This is a genomic window from Telluria mixta (genome assembly GCF_029223865.1).
In the GTDB taxonomy this organism is placed as follows: Bacteria; Pseudomonadota; Gammaproteobacteria; order Burkholderiales; family Burkholderiaceae_D; genus Telluria; species Telluria mixta.
On the sequence record NZ_CP119520.1, the window covers coordinates 3,103,861 to 3,121,335 of the forward strand.

The 17,475-nt window shown below is 69.4% G+C and carries 12 protein-coding genes; 7 read left to right on the forward strand and 5 right to left on the reverse strand.

Annotated elements, in window-relative coordinates:
* Window positions 1-2: 2 nt before the first annotated feature.
* The 3 genes from P0M04_RS13885 to P0M04_RS13895 are packed head-to-tail and all read right to left on the reverse strand — an operon-like array spanning window position 3 to window position 5,396.
* Entirely contained in the window at window positions 3-911 is a 909-nt protein-coding gene (locus P0M04_RS13885) for a response regulator (RefSeq protein ID WP_259449845.1), read from the reverse strand.
* Complete coding sequence (locus tag P0M04_RS13890; protein WP_259449846.1) at window positions 908-4,315, reverse strand: hybrid sensor histidine kinase/response regulator; 3,408 nt, start codon at window positions 4,313-4,315, stop codon at window positions 908-910. The genes P0M04_RS13885 and P0M04_RS13890 overlap by 4 nt, the downstream gene beginning before the upstream one ends.
* Window positions 4,316-4,358: 43 nt before the next feature.
* Window positions 4,359-5,396, reverse strand: a complete 1,038-nt coding sequence (locus P0M04_RS13895) for a M29 family metallopeptidase (RefSeq protein ID WP_259449847.1) — start codon at window positions 5,394-5,396, stop codon at window positions 4,359-4,361.
* Window positions 5,397-5,497: 101 nt separating this feature from the next.
* On the opposite strand from P0M04_RS13895, the gene P0M04_RS13900 reads away from it, so the two are divergent.
* From P0M04_RS13900 to P0M04_RS13925, 6 genes are all read left to right on the forward strand, one after another.
* Complete coding sequence (locus P0M04_RS13900) at window positions 5,498-5,980, forward strand: DUF3828 domain-containing protein (RefSeq protein ID WP_259449848.1); 483 nt, start codon at window positions 5,498-5,500, stop codon at window positions 5,978-5,980.
* 135 nt (window positions 5,981-6,115) lie between these two features.
* Window positions 6,116-7,612: a hypothetical protein gene (locus P0M04_RS13905; protein WP_259449849.1), complete on the forward strand. Its 1,497-nt coding sequence runs from the start codon at window positions 6,116-6,118 to the stop codon at window positions 7,610-7,612.
* Window positions 7,609-9,084 carry a hypothetical protein gene (locus P0M04_RS13910; RefSeq protein WP_259449850.1) on the forward strand — a complete coding sequence of 492 codons (1,476 nt, stop codon included), beginning with the start codon at window positions 7,609-7,611 and terminating at the stop codon, window positions 9,082-9,084. Before P0M04_RS13905 ends, P0M04_RS13910 begins: the two co-directional genes overlap by 4 nt.
* On the forward strand, window positions 9,081-9,578 hold the full coding sequence (locus P0M04_RS13915; RefSeq protein ID WP_259449851.1) for a hypothetical protein: 498 nt from the start codon (window positions 9,081-9,083) through the stop codon (window positions 9,576-9,578). The genes P0M04_RS13910 and P0M04_RS13915 overlap by 4 nt, the downstream gene beginning before the upstream one ends.
* An 18-nt stretch (window positions 9,579-9,596) precedes the next feature.
* A complete protein-coding gene (locus P0M04_RS13920; protein ID WP_259449852.1) occupies window positions 9,597-13,322 on the forward strand; it encodes a tubulin-like doman-containing protein in 3,726 nt (1,241 codons plus the stop codon).
* Window positions 13,323-13,331: 9 nt separating this feature from the next.
* On the forward strand, window positions 13,332-14,171 hold the full coding sequence (locus tag P0M04_RS13925; protein ID WP_259449853.1) for a hypothetical protein: 840 nt from the start codon (window positions 13,332-13,334) through the stop codon (window positions 14,169-14,171).
* Here P0M04_RS13925 and P0M04_RS13930 read toward each other — a convergent pair.
* Both P0M04_RS13930 and P0M04_RS13935 read right to left on the reverse strand, forming a co-directional pair.
* Window positions 14,152-15,942: an FAD-binding oxidoreductase gene (locus tag P0M04_RS13930; protein ID WP_259449854.1), complete on the reverse strand. Its 1,791-nt coding sequence runs from the start codon at window positions 15,940-15,942 to the stop codon at window positions 14,152-14,154. The two genes, P0M04_RS13925 and P0M04_RS13930, sit on opposite strands and share 20 nt — an antisense overlap.
* Window positions 15,943-16,043: 101 nt before the next feature.
* Window positions 16,044-16,463, reverse strand: a complete 420-nt coding sequence (locus tag P0M04_RS13935) for a PACE efflux transporter (protein ID WP_259449855.1) — start codon at window positions 16,461-16,463, stop codon at window positions 16,044-16,046.
* Window positions 16,464-16,553: 90 nt separating this feature from the next.
* On the opposite strand from P0M04_RS13935, the gene P0M04_RS13940 reads away from it, so the two are divergent.
* Window positions 16,554-17,456 carry a LysR family transcriptional regulator gene (locus P0M04_RS13940; RefSeq protein ID WP_259449856.1) on the forward strand — a complete coding sequence of 301 codons (903 nt, stop codon included), beginning with the start codon at window positions 16,554-16,556 and terminating at the stop codon, window positions 17,454-17,456.
* Window positions 17,457-17,475 lie beyond the last annotated feature (19 nt).

Genomic DNA, 17,475 nt, shown 5'->3' on the forward strand with positions numbered 1-17,475 from the left:
GTTTACGTCGCGCGCAGGCGGTTGGTGGCCAGTGTCGCCGCCGCCGTGCGCGTCTCGACGCCGAGCTTCTCGAACACGTGTTCCAGGTGCTTGTTCACGGTGCGCGGGCTCATGCCGAGGATGTCGCCGATGTCGCGGTTGGTCTTGCCCTGGATGACCCAGTGCAGGACTTCCGATTCGCGCTGCGTGAGGCGGAACAGGGCCATCAGCGCCTGCACGCGGGCCGTGTCCGATTCCTCGCGCAGCACGATCATCCATTGTTCGGGCGAGCGGGTGTCGGCCGCCGTGAAGACGAGCCGCGCCGAGCCGCGGATCACGGTCAGCGGCTGCGCGGGACCCGCGGCCAGCCAGGCCGCCAGTTGCGCCGGCGTGCCATCGTCGTCCGCGCCGAACCAGCGCTGCATCCACTGGCGCGCGAGCGGCGTCTGCCAGACGATGCGGCCGTCGTGCGGCGTGACGGCCAGCACGGCGTTGCCGAACGCGTCGAGCGCGCTGCGGGCCTGGTTCATCAGCCGGGCCGTGTTGACGTGGGCCGCGATCCGCGCCAGGACCTCGCTTTGCCGCACGGGCTTCGTCACGTAGTCCGTGCCGCCGCTCTCGAACGCGGCCACCACGTGTTCCGCCTCGGTCAGTCCGGTCATGAAGATGACGGGGATGCCGCGCGTGGCGACGTCCGCGCGCAGCCGGCGGCAGACTTCGAAGCCGTCCATGCCGGGCATGACGGCATCGAGCAGGATCACGTCCGGCACGACGTGGCGCACGCGTTCCAGCGCGGCCGCGCCGTGGTTCGCGACGAGCACCGTGTAGCCCGATTCGTCCAGCGCATCGTGCAGCACGGCGAGGTTTTCCGGGACGTCGTCCACGATTAACACCACCTGGCCGGCGTGGCGGTCGAAAGATTGCATGGTCATGAGGTTTCCTGGTCGAGGTAGGCCGCCATCGCTTCCAGGTCGAAGCGGGCGGCGAACTTGCGCAGCGTGCCGGTGAAGGCGGCGTATTCCGGATCGAGCGCGGCGAGCGCGTCGAGCTCCCGGACGATGCCGCGCACGTGGCCCAGCGCGAGCTGCGCGCGCAGCGCGGCCAGCTGCGCGGCGGGCGGGATGCGCGCCACGGTGCGGTCGGGAACGGGAGCAGGCACCGGCGCGTCCCGCAGCGCCCAGTCGAGGCCGAGCCGCGCGCCGATCCGCTCGAGCAGCTCGGCCACGTTGACGGGCTTGACGATGAAGTCCTCGGCGGCGATACCGGCCGGATTGTCGAGATTCTTGTCGTAGGCGTTGGCGGAGACGATCAGGATCGGCACCTCCACGTGCAGGTCGCGGCGCAGGATGCGGCTCGCTTCCCAGCCGTCGATGCCGGGCATGGCGAGGTCCATCAGGATCAGGTCCGGCTGGAAGCGCGCCTGCAGGGCGATGCAGTCGGCGCCGGTCTCGGCCTGCAGCGTCTCGAAACCCAGCGGCGCCAGGATGTTCACGAGCAGCTCGCGGTCGTTGCGTTCGTTGTCGACGACGAGGATGCGGCGGCGCGGGCCCGCGTAGCCGGACGGCGCGAACGCCGGCGCGACCCGGGCGGGCGCCGGCAGGTGCACGCGCGGCAGTTGCAGGCGCACCGTGAACGTGCTGCCGCGTCCCGGCGCCGTGTCGACCGTCAGCTGGCCGCCCATCAGCTGGACGAGCATGCGGCTGATCGGCAGCCCGAGGCCCGTGCCCGCCACGCCGGCGGCGGCGCCGGCGCTGCCGCGCGCGTACGGCTCGAAGATCCGTTCTATCTCGTCGGGCGGGATGCCGGGGCCGCTGTCCTGCACCTCGAACGACGCCATCTCGCGCGCATAGCGCACGCGCAGCACGACCTCGCCGCGCGCCGTGAACTTGACGGCGTTGCCCAGGATGTTCATCAGGATCTGGCCGAGCCGCTTGCGGTCGGCGCGCACGTAGTCGGGCAAGGGGCCGTCGACCTCGTACCGGAAGACGAGGCCCTTGTCGTGCGCCTGCTGCTCGAACATGCGGACGATCTGGCCAAGGAAGTCGGGAAAGGCGAGCGTGCGGATATCGAAGCTGAACTTGCCGCCCTCGATGCGGGCGATGTCGAGCGAGCCTTCGATCAGCGACAGCAGGTGCTCGCCGCTGCCCCGGATCACGCGGATCGCCTGCCGGCGCGGTTCGGGAATCGTCGCGTCGTTGTCGAGCAGCTGGGCGTAGCCGAGGATGCTGTTGAGCGGCGTGCGGATCTCGTGGCTGATGGCGGCGATGTAGCGGCTCTTGGCGCGGTTGGCCTGGTCGGCCTGGCGCTTGGCCTGCTGGAGCTGGGCGTCCGTGCGGCCGTGCAGCTCGATCTCGCGCTGCAAAAGGCTCGTCTGGCGGTTCGATTCCTCCTGCGCCACGCGCCGGCTCTCGCTCGTCAGCACGAGCCACCACGCGACGATGCCGCCGGCCAGCACCAGCGCGCCGAAGACCTTCACGAAGGTCAGGCGCAGCGCGTCCACCATGACGGGATCGGCTGCGGCGCCGAGCGCACCGCGTTCGTGCACGTACAGCAGGGCGAGCAGGCCGGCGAGGAACGATGCCGTCGTGACCATCAGCAGCAGGTAGTGGCCCAGGCGGCTCGTCATGTAGGGCCACATCGACACGGGCAGCAGCGCCTTCGCCGCCGTTTCCCACTGCTGCGCGAAGCGCGCGTGCGGCTTGCAGGCGTCGCCGCAACGCGCGTCGAGGCAGCAGCACAGGGAGCAGATCTGACCCTGGTAGGCGGGACAGTGCGCCATGTCGTCGGTCTCGTATTCCTTCTCGCAGATGCAGCACACCTGCGTGCGCGCCGGCGCCGGCCGGTCCGCGACCGGGCGCGCGAGATAGTATTTGCCGCGCGTGGCCCAGGCGATCAGCGGCGCGGCCAGCAGTGCCGTCGCCAGCGCGATGAAGGCGGAAAAGGCCCGCGCATGCGCGCCGAACAGGCCGGCGAACGCGGCGATCGACAGGGTCGACGCGAGCAGCATGGCGCCCACGCCCACCGGGTTGATGTCGTACAGGTAGGCGCGGCGGAACTCGATCCCCCTGGGCGAGAGGCCCAGCGGCTTGTTGATCACGAGGTCGGCCACGACGGCCGTGATCCATGCGATCGCAACGTTCGAGTACAGGCCGAGCACCTGCTCCAGCGCCTGGAACACATCCAGTTCCATCAGCAGCACGGCGATCAGCGCGTTGAACACGGCCCAGACGACGCGGCCCGGGTGGCTGTGCGTGAGGCGCGCAAAGAAATTCGACCACGCGAGCGAGCCGGCATAGGCGTTCGTCATGTTGATCTTGACCTGCGAGACGATGACGAACAGCGCCGTCGCGAGGACGGCCAGGCTGCCGGCGCCGAACACCTGGCGAAAGCCCGCCAGGTACATCTGGTTCGGATTGACGGCCTGGGCGAGGCTGGCGCCGCCCTCGATGGCCAGCAGCGCGAGCAGCGCGCCGCCCAGCATCTTCGCCATCCCGAGCAGGATCCAGCCGGGGCCGGCGACCAGCACGCCCAGGTGCCAGCGCACGCGGTTGGCCGGCGTCCGTTCGGGCATGAAGCGCAGGAAGTCGACCTGCTCGCCGATCTGCGTGATGAGCGCGACGCCGACGGCGGTGGCGGCGCCGAACTGCAGGATGTCGAAGCCGTGCGTTCCGGCTTGGCCGGAGAAGCGCTGCAGCTGCGTCAGCAGGTCCGGCTGCTTGATGGCGACGGCGACGAACGGCAGCGCGAGCAGGACAAGCCAGACGGGCTGCGTGAGCATCTGGATGCGGCTCACGAGCGTCACGCCATGCGTCACGAGCGGGATCACGGCGAGCGCGCTGACGAGGTAGCCGAGATACAGCGGCAGCCCAAAGTACAGCTCGAGCGCATAGGCCATGATGGCCGCCTCCAGCGCGAACAGGATGAAGGTGAACGAGGCGTAGACGAACGAGGAGATGGTCGAGCCGATGTAGCCGAAGCCGGCGCCGCGCGTGAGCAGGTCCATGTCGACGCCGTGGTGGGCGGCGTAGTAGCTGATCGGCAGGCCGGTGGCGAAGATGATCAGGCCGATGGCGACGATGGCCCAGAACGCGTTCGCGAAGCCGTAGTTGACGGCGATGGTGCCGCCGATCGCTTCCAGCACGAGGAAGGAGATGGCGCCGAACGCCGTGTTCGCGACACGGAACACGGACCATTTGCGGAACGACCGCGGCGTGAAACGCAGCGCATAGTCCTCGATGGTCTCGTCGGCGACCCATTTGTTGTAGTCGCGCCGGATCTTGACGATGCGCAGCGGCGGTTCGGTGTCGCGCGAGGGGGGCTGGGTGACGGTATCCATGCCAAAAACTTAAGCAAGATCCGGGCCCGTCACCCGGCCGGCATCAGTCCCGGACCGTCCAGGCGCCGTCCGCGTACACGCGCTCGTCGTCCAGGTAAACCGCATCCGTCACGACGAACACGTCGATGTGGTAGCGCGCATCCTTGCGCTTGAAGCCCGGTTTCGCATACACGCCGTGCTTGGCGCCCAGCGACAGGTGGATGCCGCACATGCGCTCGTACGTGCCGATGTCGTCCACGCGGCGCTCGCGCGTGAAAGCGCGGTTCATGCCGAAGCCCAGTTCGCGCACCCACACTTCGCCCTCGTCGCGGCGGATGATGTCGAGGACTTCCTGGAATGCCGGCGTGACGTTTTCCGTGCCGACGACGCGGCCCTTGTCGATGACGAGCGTGATGGGCGACTCCGGCCGGTTGACGAGGTAGGACGTATCGCCGAACACGTGGACCTGCGCGCGCCCGCTGACGGCTTCCAGGTCCCGCGCTTCCGTGAACACTTCGCCGATCGGGAACTGGCCGCCGACATTGTTCATCGCGCTGTAGTCGCCCACGTTCAGCTTGGCGCTTTCCAGCGGCGAGTCGAACGTGAGGACGGCGCCGCCGCCATGCACCTCGGCGCGGCGGGCACGGTCGATGCGGGCCTTCAGCGCGTGGCCCACGCCGCGGAAGTAGGTGGGGTCGTAGGCCAGCGCCTCGATGTAGTGCTCGCCCTGCGCGCCTGGCATGCGCGACAGGTGCACGTGCTCGATCACCTTCAGGCCCAGCTTGAACAATTCCACGCGCAGGCGGAAGCCGTCCAGGCGGAAGTTCGTCGACTGCACGAGCACGACGAGGTCCTGCGGCGCCAGCGTGTCGAACGTTGCCAGCACCTCGTTGGCGACCACCGTGTCGAAGTCGATGAAGGTCGCCTTTGGCAGATTCGCGCGGTACGCGTCGACGAGGGCGCGGGCCAGCGCCGTGCGGGTGTCGAAGACGACCAGCGCGCGCCGCTCGGGCGTGTGTTCGAGCGCGATCGCGAGCACGTTGCGCAGGTGCGCGGTGGCGGAGTCGATGGCGGCGGCGGGCAGGGCGTCGGTGGTCGTCATGGCGTCGGTGAAGGGGGAGGACAACCCGGCATTATACCCTTGCGGCAGGTCACGGCCTGCCGGGCCGGAATGCTGCACAGTCTGGCTGTCGGGAGACTATCATGTTGATTCATAAAGGAAATTTCCTAAAGTTCATTCTGGCCAGCCTGCTGCTGGTCTGTCTCGCGTCTTCCGCAGCGGCAGTGCGCGCACCGGAAGCCGTGGCGACGGAATTCTATGGCTGGTACCTGCAGACGCTGGACGCCGATCAGGATCCCCTGAGCGACCGCTACGACCGTCTGAATGCATACGTCGCGAAGCCCCTCGTCGACCAGCTGGTGAAGCGCCTGCTGGAGAAGACCCTCCAGCCGGGCGACTACTTCCTGCAATCGTCCCGCATCCACGGCGCCTGGCTGCGCGGGCACGTGCAGGCCGTCACCCTGCGCCGCCAGGCGCGCAGCGCGGACGTCCTCGTCACGCTCGATGGGGACGGCGACGCGAAGCATGACGTGGTGTTGACGATGGTGCTGGACAACGGCGCGTGGAAGATCCGCCACGTGAACCGCGCGGCACTCGAAAGTTCCGCCAGCCAGCCCATCATTTGATCCGTAAAGCACAGCCACGTGCTACTCCGTGAACAGGGCGCCGTCGCCTTGATCCCGGCGCTATGATTCCAAAACGATAACGGCCCCGAGTTTGAGCGGGCCGCGATCGATTTTGACGAATCGACGGTGGAGCGCATGGCATACCGATGGGAAACGCCGGCCAGTATCTGGCTGGAGGACGAGCACAGCGGGCAGTTCGAGCTGGCGTCCAGCGACGGGCTGGGCCGGATCGACTGGCAGGCCGCCGCGCGCGGCCGCCTGGCCGATTGCGCGCACCTGCTCGGCGCCTCGCTGCCGCAATCCTGCGACCATGCCGCCATCTATCCCGAGGGATTCGCGTTCTGCCCGACCTGCGGCCGCCCGCTCGAACGTCTCGGCGCCGTGCCCGAACATCGCCCCGACTGGTGGGGCCCCCATGCAGATGCGCTGCTGCCCCGGCACGTGCCGCATGGGTTACCCGTGACGTCGCTGGCGCTGGGCGACAGCCTCGAAGAACGGCCGCCCGCGCCGGAGGTCGGCCGCTTCGACGCCGCGATGCCGCCGCCGCCGAACGCCCATTGCGTGTTTGCCGCCGCCACCTTCGGCTTTCCCGAACAGCGCCTGCTCGCGCTGGCGCCGGGGCGGGGCGTGCTGCAGTACTGGGATCCGCTGGCGGAAGTCTGGCACGTGCTGCTGCCGGAAGAGGGCGCGGCCGATCTCGCGTTCGGCGCGTCCGACTATGGCTGGCTGCCGACAGCGCACCTGCAGGTGCCGGCGCGCCGCGGCGATGTCGCGCTCGTGCCCACGGCGCGCGGCCTGTACCGCCTCGCCATCAACCCGGTCAGCGAGACGTGCCGCACGGAGGCCGTGCTGGCCGCGCCGGTCGTCGCCGCGCCGGGCCTGATGCGGCGCCAGCTGGGCGTCCTCGTGCGCAATCCGGGCGGCACGCTGGGCCTGTGCGGTCTCGGTGCCGACCTGTCGCCCGGGCCGCAATTCGATTGCGGCGCGCTGCCGCTGACCGGCTGGACGCGGCCCATCGGCTACGACGGCCAGCTGTTCTGGCTGCACGGCGAGGGGCAGCTCGTGTGGCGTCCGGGCGAAGCACCGCGCTGGCTTGCGTGGCCGGACACATGGCTGCCCAGCCTCGACCTCGGCGGCCCCACCCTGAGCCGCGACGGCCGCATGTGGCTGATCGGGCATGACGGCCAGTCGTATTCGTTCCTCGAACTGGGGAGCGACCATCCGCAGCGCGAACCGATCGACGGCGCGCGCCTCGGCTTCGCGAATCTGTTGTTCCGGCGCGGCCATCCCGTCGTCGACGAACCGTGGTCCGGCGAGCACGTCGAGGACCAGCACGAGGACGATTCCCTCGTCCTGCCGCTGCTGCGCAGCTTCAACAATAACCGCAGCCAGCCCAGCGGGCTCGTGCTGCGCTTTCACAAATACACCGGCCGCGCCGAAGAGGCGCTGGCCAACCGCGTGATCGCCCGCACCACGGTGGAGTGGATCGGCCGGCGCAACGTGATCCTGGACGAGGTGGCGCGCCTCGCGCGGCCGCTCGAGTGCGTGCCCTTCGTTTACGCCAACCGCCTGTGGCTGCACCACCCAGACTGGAACCGGATCCGCGGCTGGAATCTGGAAGCGCCGACGTGACGGCCGCCCGCCTGTTCGTCCTCCTCCTGGCGCTGTGCGGCATCGCCCCCGCCTGGGCCGTGCCGCAGGTCGTGCTCGTGCAGAACTCGGGCTGGATGGAGCCGTTCTACACCGACCCGCAATCGCCCTTCAAGCCGCTGGTGGCTGCGCTGGCCGGCAATGTCGCGCAGCCGGGCGACGCGCTCGTGCTGGCCGCGTTCAACCAGTCGCGGCCCGGCGCGCCATCGCCGCGCGCGCTGCTGTCCGAGCAGGTGACGAAGGAGACGCCTGCGCACGTGCAGGCCGCGCTGGCGGGCCTGCAGACGGCCCGCAAACCCGGCGGCACCGCGCTGGCCGACACGGACCTGGGCGAGGCCATGGAGACGACGGTCACCAAGGTATTGGGCGGAAAGGCAGGCCTCGTCTGGCTCGTGACGAACAACCGCAACAGCCCGAACAACGACCAGGCCACCGCGCAGCGCAACCGCGAATTCTATGCGCTGATCCACAAGGGCCCCGCCATCACGAAGGCGCTCGCGTTCCCGTTGCGGATGCCGGTGCAGGGCCAGCATTACCACGCGAACGGCCTGATGGTGTACGTGTTCGCGGTCGGGCCGGAAGGCGCCCGCGCCCTCGACGCGCTGCTCGCCCGCGTGCAGCGCGTGATCACCGAGCCGCCCGCGCGCCTGAAACCGCTCGACCGCGACACGGTGCGGCTCGTGCCGCGCAAGGTCGAGAACGCGCCCGGCGTCGAGTTCTCGATGGATGCGGCGGGCCGCCTGCGCGCCGACGTTGCCCCGGATGCGCGCACGCCCAGCGCGACGATCCAGTGGCAGCTGCAGAACACGATGTACCCGTACACGATCGCGGGCGCGACGATCTCCGCGCGCTCGATGCTCGGCGGCGAGAGCCATCCGATCGCGTTGAAGACGAATACCGTCACGCGGCTGGCGCCGGGCCGTGCGGAGCCGCTCGCGTCGACCGTGCAACTGCCCGTCGCGCAGCTTCCGGGTAAATGGTCGATGGCGGCACTGAAATCGGCCGGCTCCGCGTACGTGCTGCCGGGCCGCATCGAGCTGCACCTGCAGGGCCAGCGGCTGGAACTGTCGCAGGCGTTCCGCGAGCGCATGGCGGCGCTGTTCCCCGGCGACCCGTTGCCGGACATCTTCACACCGCCCGCCGACATCCAGGCATCGACGGCCGTGCTGCCCGTCGAGGTGCACGTGCACTACGGCTCGGGGCCGCTCGTCGCGCTGCTCGCCGGCGGGCTCGCGCTGCTGGCGGCCGGCGCCGGCGCCGCGTATGCGTACGGCCGGCCGCGCCGGGTGCAGCTCGTCGTGGAAGACGAACTGCGCACCGTGCATACGCGGGCGGGCGCCACGCAACCGATCTACGACAAGGCGGGCAATGAAGTGGCCCGCCTGAAGACGACCTTGTTCGGCCACCAGTTGCTGGACCTGCGCGAAGGCGCGCAGGTACGGCTCGGCCGATGAACCCACGGGAACCCTCCACCATGCAGAACGACCAGACCAAGCCCGCCCCCGACACCGCCGGCACCGATCCGGGTTTCAAATTGCCCGGCCAGACGGCGACCACGCCGCAGGACAGCCTGCCGAAGACGACGCCCGACACGGCCACGCAGCCCGTCGAGATCGCACCCGGCGGCGCCACCAACACGAGCGCGGCGCCGCTGCGCGACACGGCCGGGCGCGACATGGCCATCGGCGCCGTCGCCTTCGTCGTGCTGCTGGTGATTTACTTCTTCGTGCGCAACGCCTACGTGCACCACCTCGTCGTCAAGCGCGTGGCGCCGTCGTCCGCTGGCAGCGCGGGCTGGCTGCTGTTCGTCGGCATGGGCTTTTTGTCGGCCGCCGTCGTGCTGGCCGTCGTCAACGCGAGCAAATACCTGACCCCGGCGATCACCGGACCGCTGGTCGTCGTCGGCGTCGTGACGCTGGTCGCGGCCTTCTTCGTCGGCCGCCGCTGACCTTTCAAAGAGAACACCATGGCAGATTTTCCCGATCCCGCATCCCTCGGCAATAAAGCCGAGCTGAAAGTCGACCTGCGACCGACCTTGTTCATCGGCGCCGGGGGCACCGGCATGGAAGTCATGATGCGCATCCGCCGCCGCATCCTCGCGGCCGTGTGGAACCGCCGGCATCCGACCCGCGTCGACTCCATCGCCGACTTCCCCGTCGCGCGCTTCCTCCATTTCGACCTCGATGCGAACGCCGTCATCGACGAAGGTAAATCGCAGCGCACCGACCCGTGGTTCGAGCTGGTCAAACTGTCCGACGAAGAACGCCTCGTCGAACCGCTCGACCTGCCGCAGTACCACGAGTCGGACGACAGCCTCGCGCGCTTCCCGCTGATCGAAAACTGGATGCCGCTGCGTCCCAAAAAACTGCGCTCGCTGGGCATCGACCCGTCCAAGGGCGCGGGCCAGATCCGTGCGCTGGCACGCTTGTACCTGTTCGACAAATACCCGAAGCTGCGCGGCCGCATCAAGGGCGCGCTGAATTTCCTGAGCAGTAACGCGGGCATCGAGCGCAAGGAGAATTACCAGCGCCTCGGCCTGCAGGTCGACACGTCCAAATTCCGCATCGTCGTCATCGCGTCGAACGCGGGCGGCACGGGCGCGGGCAGCGCCATTGACCTGGGCTGGATCGCGAAGGCCGTCGCACGCCAGGAAGTGTCGGACAGCCAGGTCGACCTCGTGATGTTCCTGCCGTCCGGCTACGCGAAGGCGAACAAGGAGCGTACGGAGGCGAATGCGTACGCCACCATGATGGAGCTGGAGACGGGCATGCGCGACATGAATGCGCGCGTGCAGTGGATGGAGCCGGACAGCATTGTCGGCCGCGGCACGCCGTTCGACGACGTGTACTTCGTCGACACCGCGAACCTCGCGAACAAGGCCACGCAGGACGTGAAGGACGTGTACCAGATGGTGGCCGATACGCTGTTCGAGGATTTCGCGTCGGCCGATTTCGCCAACCGCAAGCGCTCCGTCGCCGTCAACCAGCAGCAGCACAAGCTCGGGCCGTACAACCCGCGCGTGCCGGAGCAGCGCTTCGGCGACATGCGCCTGTCGTACTCGAAGGTGTATTCCGCGTTCGGCCAGTCCGTCCTCGACACGCAGCAAAGCCTGCGCGAAGACATCCGCGCGTATGAACTGGCGGCGCTGATGGTGAAGGCGTTCTTCGGCCTCGTCGCGGTCGACGGCACGGCCGCGCGGCGCGCCACCGACCAGGAACGCGACGCCTTCATGCGCGAGCAGATGGGCATGGCCGAGCACCCGTTCGCGGAGTTCCCCGATTTCAAGAAGGGCACCGTCGACGTCACGCCGTTCCCGGAATACGCGCTGACGGACATGCTCCTGCTGGACAAGGACCAGCGTTCGCTGCTGGAGCGCGTCGAGAGCAAGGTGCAGCTGGAGATGGACCGCATCATGGCCTCGTACGACTTGAAGCTTTGGCGCGAGAAGGTCGTCGAGCTGCTGCCGAACCTGGAGCGCGACGCCATCCGCGAAGCCGGCGCCACGGCCGAGACGAGCGAGGACCGCATCAAGCGCCACACCGGTGAACTGCTCGCGCAGTTGCGCCTGAACGTGCGCGGCCGCCTGTACATGCTGCTGGACGACCGCAAGCAGGGCGGCCTCGAATTCGTGCTGTCGCTGCTGGAGCAGGTGAAGGCACGTCTCGCGCAGCGCGACCTGGCCAACGTCCAGCGCAACGGCAAGCGTTATCGCGACGTGCGCGACGCGTTGCGCACGCGCCAGGTCGAGGAATCGCTGAACAACCTGACGCAGGCTGCGGGGCGCCTGTTCGGCAAGGATGCGCAGGCGCGCGAAATCATGAACCACCTGAAGCGCGACATCGCGGACTACCTGCGCTTCCACCTGCTCGCCGTCGCGGCGGGACAATCCATCGAGGTGATGCAAAGCCTGTCCGGCTGGCTGGGCGAACCGCAGGCGCCGGACGAACACGGGCAAGTGCGCTGGAGCGGCGTGGCTGGGGAATTCCAGGAAGGGCGGCGTAACGTGGGCGCGATGCTGGCCGCCGTCGACCAGCGCATCGGCCAGCTGCGTGCCGATGCGCGCCAGGAGCACGCAACCTATATCAAGCTGGCGAGCGACGTGCTGCCGGAACCCGTGCGGCTGACGGGCGACGTGAGTGCGTGGAGCGAAGACGTGCTGCTGGAATTCGGCGGCTCCGCGCGCCTGTTCCCGCAACTGGGCGACGAGAGACTGCGTTCCGATCTGCTGTTAAAACTGTTCCGGCGCGCGCAGTTGCAGCTGTCGGGCGAGCAGGCCGTGGCCGAGCTGCCCGATCCGCTCGTGGAGCGTCTCGGCGCGATGTCGCCGCAGGAGCGGCACCGCATCTTCTCCGAGTGGATCAAGAGCGCCATGCCGTGGATTAACGCGCGCTTCTCGGCCGAGTTCACTCCCAGCGCCGACCAGTTCAAGTGCTTCATCGGCGTGGGCGACCCGGCCGCGTGGCGCAAGCTGGAAGGGGAGATCCGCGCGGCCGTGCCGACCGGCTTCTTCCACGGCGACCTCGTGTCCGTCGTGAACACGGGCGTGCCTGGACGAGCCGTCTGCTACATCGAGCTGTCCGGCTACCCGATGACGGTGCTGCGCGGCTTGCCGACGTGGCGCGCCAGCTACCAGATCGAGAACCCGAAGATCCCCACGCACCTGCACTTCGATTCGACGCGCTTCCGCCATCCGATCTCGCCGTCGATGGACGAGCTGAATCGCCTGGCCGACGATTACGAATTCTTCCTCGCCGCCATCGCGCTGGGCGTCCTGCGCCGCAAGCAGGACGCGGGCGATCGCGAGGCCGCGTTCCAGCCGCGCGGGCAATACCTGTTCGAGGTCGAGCAGGGCGCGGGCGAGTGGCTCCAGATCGGCAACGAGTACGCGATCCGCTCCAACGGCCTGCCGCCGTACTACCGCGAGCAGGTGATCGCGGCGACGCGCCAGCGCCTGGCCGCCATGGGCCCGCACCAGCTGGCGCTGCTGGCCGCGCTGATGCGCCATTATCAACTGCGGGTGTACGAGCCGAAGCTGGAAGTGGACGAGACGGGTGCCCAGCTGCCGTCGCCGTCGCTCCCCTACATCACGGCGCGGCGCCTGTACGACCAGTGGATGCGGCGCGCGGTCTCGATCGATCCGCAGCTGTCGCCGGCACAGGTGGAAGCGGCGCTCGCGCAGCTCGACACGTGGACGGAGACCGTGCCCGATTCCGCCTCCGATGCGTACGCGTGGGAAGTCGAGCGGCCCACGGACAAGCGCGTGATCCGGCCTGAGTTCCTGTCGGCCGACGCGCGCGCCGCGCAGGCGCTGGAACGCCGGGCGGCAAATCCGGTCATGCCGTCCGCGCAGTACGCGCCGGCCGCGCCGACCGTCGTCGCACCGACGCCGGGCGCACCGGATGCGGTGCCTGCGCCGAGCCTTGGGCCGGCCGCGTACGTCGTCGGCGCGACACCGATCCCCGCGCGCTACAAGCTGTTTGTGGGCGGCACCCAGCGCGGGCCGTTCGCGCTCGACGAAGTCGTGCAGCAGCTCACGCGCGGCGAGATCGACGCGGGCACGCGCATCTGGAACATGCAGTGGAATCCGCGCACGGACAAGTGGAAGACGGTCGGCGACATCCCGGAACTGATGGCGGCCGCCGGTGCCGCGATTCCCGATCCGGACGACGACGGCATCCCGGACCCGGAATAAGGACGCACCGTGCAGGACGAAGCGATCTACCGCTGCATCAACACCGCCTGCGCGCGCGGCATGCCGCGTCGCGTGAATTACTGTCCGTATTGCGGGACGGCCCAGCAGACGGGGGCGCCGCCACCGCCGGACGATGAACGCGTACGCCGCGATGCCGCCGTCGCTGCTGCCGCGACGGCCGGGGCGGAGGCCGTGGCCGGATTGTCGGGCTGGTCGGACGCGCCCGATACCGTGCAGGAGGCGGCACCACCCCCGCCACCGCCCAACGCGACACCGTCCGCGACTGCCTTTGGCCGCAGCGGCCGCCCGGTCGAGGCCGACCCTGTGCCGCCGCCGGAGCGGGGCCGCGGCATCCCGTGGTCGCCGCATCCGACGCCGCCGCCTGCCCCGAAGCCTGCCGGCCGCCAGCCGATCCGCCTGCGCTGGTGGATCGTCGCGCTGGCCGTGCTGTGGGGCGTGTGGCTGTGGGCCAAGCCGTCGGCGAAGAAGATCGACAAGCGCATCGACGCCGCCATCACGCTGGCGCAAGCCTGCCAGGGCAAGCAGGCGCAGGACGAGCTGATCGCGCTGCGCAGCAGCCGCGCCACGCCGCAGCAGCTGGAGCGCCTGCAGCGCGGACTGAACGAGGCGTCCAGCGCGTGCACGCGCAAGCGCCAGCGTGCGAGCGCGTGGGCGGACGCGCGCGGCCCGATCGAATCCGCGCTGGCCTCCGGCAGCGTCGAGCGGGCCCGTTCCCGCCTGCAGGCGTTCACGAAGCGCTGGGGCGAGGACGACAACACGCGCGCGCTCAAGGCGCGCATCGATGCCGCGCGCGCCGAGCATCCGCTGGCTATCCCGCCAGACGTGTAAAACCGTCGTCGCTCCATCCTTCGCTGCCCACGCCGTGGCGCACGAAGAACAGCCCGTCCGGATCGTACCTGCGCTTGACCTGCGCGAGCCGCGGATAGTTGGCGCCCCAGAAGGCGTCCTGCCAGTCGGCCTGGAAGTAATCGCTTTCCGCGACGTATGCGCCGGCCCTCGGCGCCACCGCCAGCAACGCATCCATCGCCTTGCCGATCGCCTGCGCGTGCCCGCGCCCGCGGACCGCATCGACGGTGACACCGGGCATGCCGGGGAAACGCGGCCCGTCGCCGCCCGCGATGATCGCCAGCGCGAAGGCGTCGAGTACGGCGGGGTTGGTTGCCGTGTCGCGCGCCGCGTCGATGTCCGCCTGCGGCGCGCCGGCCAGCCCCTTGTTGAAGTGCAGGCCCACGCTCCAGTGCCGGCTTGCCTGGAACAGCGCATCGGCGAGGCCGGCCTGGCGTTTCGGATCGAGCAGCCCCGCCGGCAACCACGCCGACTTGTAGCCGTGGATGAACCAGCCTTCCTGGTCGGTGTCACCTTTCCAGATCACGTGGTGCGCAGGCGCGCCCGGACGCGGATCGGCGACCATGAAGCCGGGCGCATGCTCGCGGAAGAACGCGGCATCCCACATGTGGCGCGCGGGCAGGGCCAGCACCTGGAACGGCTTCTCGAACGTGTAGCCGGGGCGGCTGCGCAGCCAGTCGAGCAGCGGCGCCCACGTGCGGGAGGCCGCAGCTTCGTCGAGGTCCTGGAACACCATCGAGACGTCGACGGTGTTGTCGCCGTGGATGGCGATCTGCTCGCCCCAGTGCGGATTGAACAGGTCGCGCGCATAGAATTCGACCAGCTTGCCGAGCAGCGTGCGGAACGCCGTATCGTCGGCCGCGCGTATCTTGCAGAAGACGGCGCCGAACATGGCCGGCAGCTCGCGCGTGCGCAAGGTGAGGCGCGTGACGATGCCAACGCTGCCGCCCCCGCCGCCTTTCAATGCCCAGAACAGGTCAGCGTTCGTGCAGGCGTTGGCGATGCGGACCTGGCCGTCGGCGGTCACGACTTCCGCCTCCAGCAGGCCCGCCGCCGCCGTGCCGTAGCGCTTGGAAAAGCTGCCGAAGCCGCCGCTCTGCACGAGGCCCGCCACGCCGACCGTCGTGCAGCCGCCGCCCTGCACGTAGCGGCCGGCGCGCGTCGTCACGGCATCGTAGGCATCGATCCACATGGCGCCCGCGCCCACCGTGACGGCCGGCTGCGGCGCGCCGCCGCAGTTGCGCGCGACGAAGGCGCGTTCCAGGTGCACGTCGTTCATGTGGCGGGTCCAGACGAGCAGGGAGTCCGGCGCGTCGGACGTGCCCTGGTAACTGTGGCCGCCGCCCTTGACGACGAGGCGCAGGTCGTGGGTACGCGCGAAGTTCACGGCGGCGACGACGTCCGCCGTCGTGCGCGCCGCGACTGCGTACGCGCTCGGTTGCGACGACCACGCGTCCAGCCAGCCGCTCGTGTGAGTGAAGTTCGGCTGGTCGCCCATGTCGAAGCCGTTCTTCAACCGCGCCAGGGCGGCCGTGCAGGCTGGAGCCTCCGCACCCGCGGCGCAGCCGGCGAACGGCGCGTCCAGCTTGACGAGCCGGCCGCCCACGCCGCGTTTCAGGTCGTCCCACGCGGCAGCGGACGGCCAGAGAGCATCGCCCGGGCGCACGCGCCGGCGTAGCGGTGCGGCGGTCGTCATGCCTGCGAATGCGAAGGGCAGCGTCGCCGCGGCCTTGAGAAGGAATCGTCGTTTCACGGTGTCTCCTGACTGGATCGAATGCCGCTCAGGCTACGCCGGCGCGGACACGCGGGCGAGCGGAATGTGGCGAATCGGGAGACGGACGGGGCGAGCCGGATTCAGGCCGCCGCCTTCGGCAACCCGAACACGAGGTCGAACGCCCAGTTGAACGCGAAGCTGTAGACGACGAAGAACACGACGAGGCCGATGTCGAGCAGAAAGGCGTCGACGAGCGACGTGTGCAGCGCCCACGCGAACATCGGCACGATGGCGAGCACGAGGCCGCCCTCGAAGCCGATGGCGTGGACGACACGCCGCAGCAGGCTTCGTCCGCGCCTGGCCTGGCGTGCTTCCCACGCTTCGAACAGCGTGTTGTAGACGAGGTTCCAGACGACGGCCGTCGCCGACGCGAGGACGGCGGCGATGCCGGCGGCGCCCGCGTCATGGTCCGCGAGGCCGGCCAGTCCGGCCGTAGTGCTCGCGATGGCGATGGCTTCGTACAGTGCGACATAGACGATCTTGCGTTGGATGCCTTGCATGGTCCTGCTTCCATAAAATACCGATGGGGCAAGGATATGTCGACCAAGTTGATGTATAAAGTCAGGATCTATCAACTTTATTGAAAGATCATGGCCTTCACCAGCGACAGCATGCGTATCTTCCTGGCCGTGCTCGACCACGGCTCCTTCTCGGCGGCGGCCCGTGCGCTGGGGCGGGTGCCGTCGGCCGTCAGCATGGCCATCGCCCAGCTCGAGGCGGAGCTGGACCTGACGCTGTTCGACCGGTCCGGACGCGACCCGCGGCCGACGGACGCCGCGCGGGCACTGGAGCCGCGCGCGCGCCACGTCGCCAGCGAATTGCGGCGGCTGCAGGCGGACGTGCTCGCGCTGCACGGCGGGCTGGAACGGCGTTTGACGCTGGCCGTCGTGCCGGAACTGATCGCGGGCCGCTGGAGCGCGCCGCTGGCCGTGCTGGCGCGCGAATTCCCCTCGCTGGAAGTGGAGGTGCTGTCGGCGCCGCAGGCCGATGCGCTGCGCCTGCTGCACGACGGGAGCATCGACCTGGCCCTCGTGTTCGAGCGCGAACGGCTGGACGATCGCGAGGCGTTCCAGGAAGTGGGCAGCGAGTTGCTCGTCGCGGTGGTGGCGCCGGGACACCCGTTGCTGGCCGACGGCGCACCGCGTCTGGAAGACCTGATCGATGCGCGTCAAATCGTCGTGGCGGGGCGCAGCAAGGTGGACCAGAACTGCGCGGGACGCGATCCACGCTTCGTGCACGCGCGCGACGTGTGGCGCGTCGACAGCCACCTCGCCACCCTGAACCTCGTGCAGGCGGGCCTCGGCTGGGCGTATCTGCCGCGCGCCCTCGTGCAGCCGCTCGTGGCGGCGGGGAGCCTCGTCGAGATCGGGTTCGACAACATCAGCAACGCGCTGCGCCTGTGGGTCGACGTCGTGTGGTCGCGCGAGCGGCCGCTGGGCCTGGGGGCAAGCCGCTACGTAGAGCTCATGCGCGAGGACTGGCGGATGTCATAGCCGGGTCACATTGCATCCC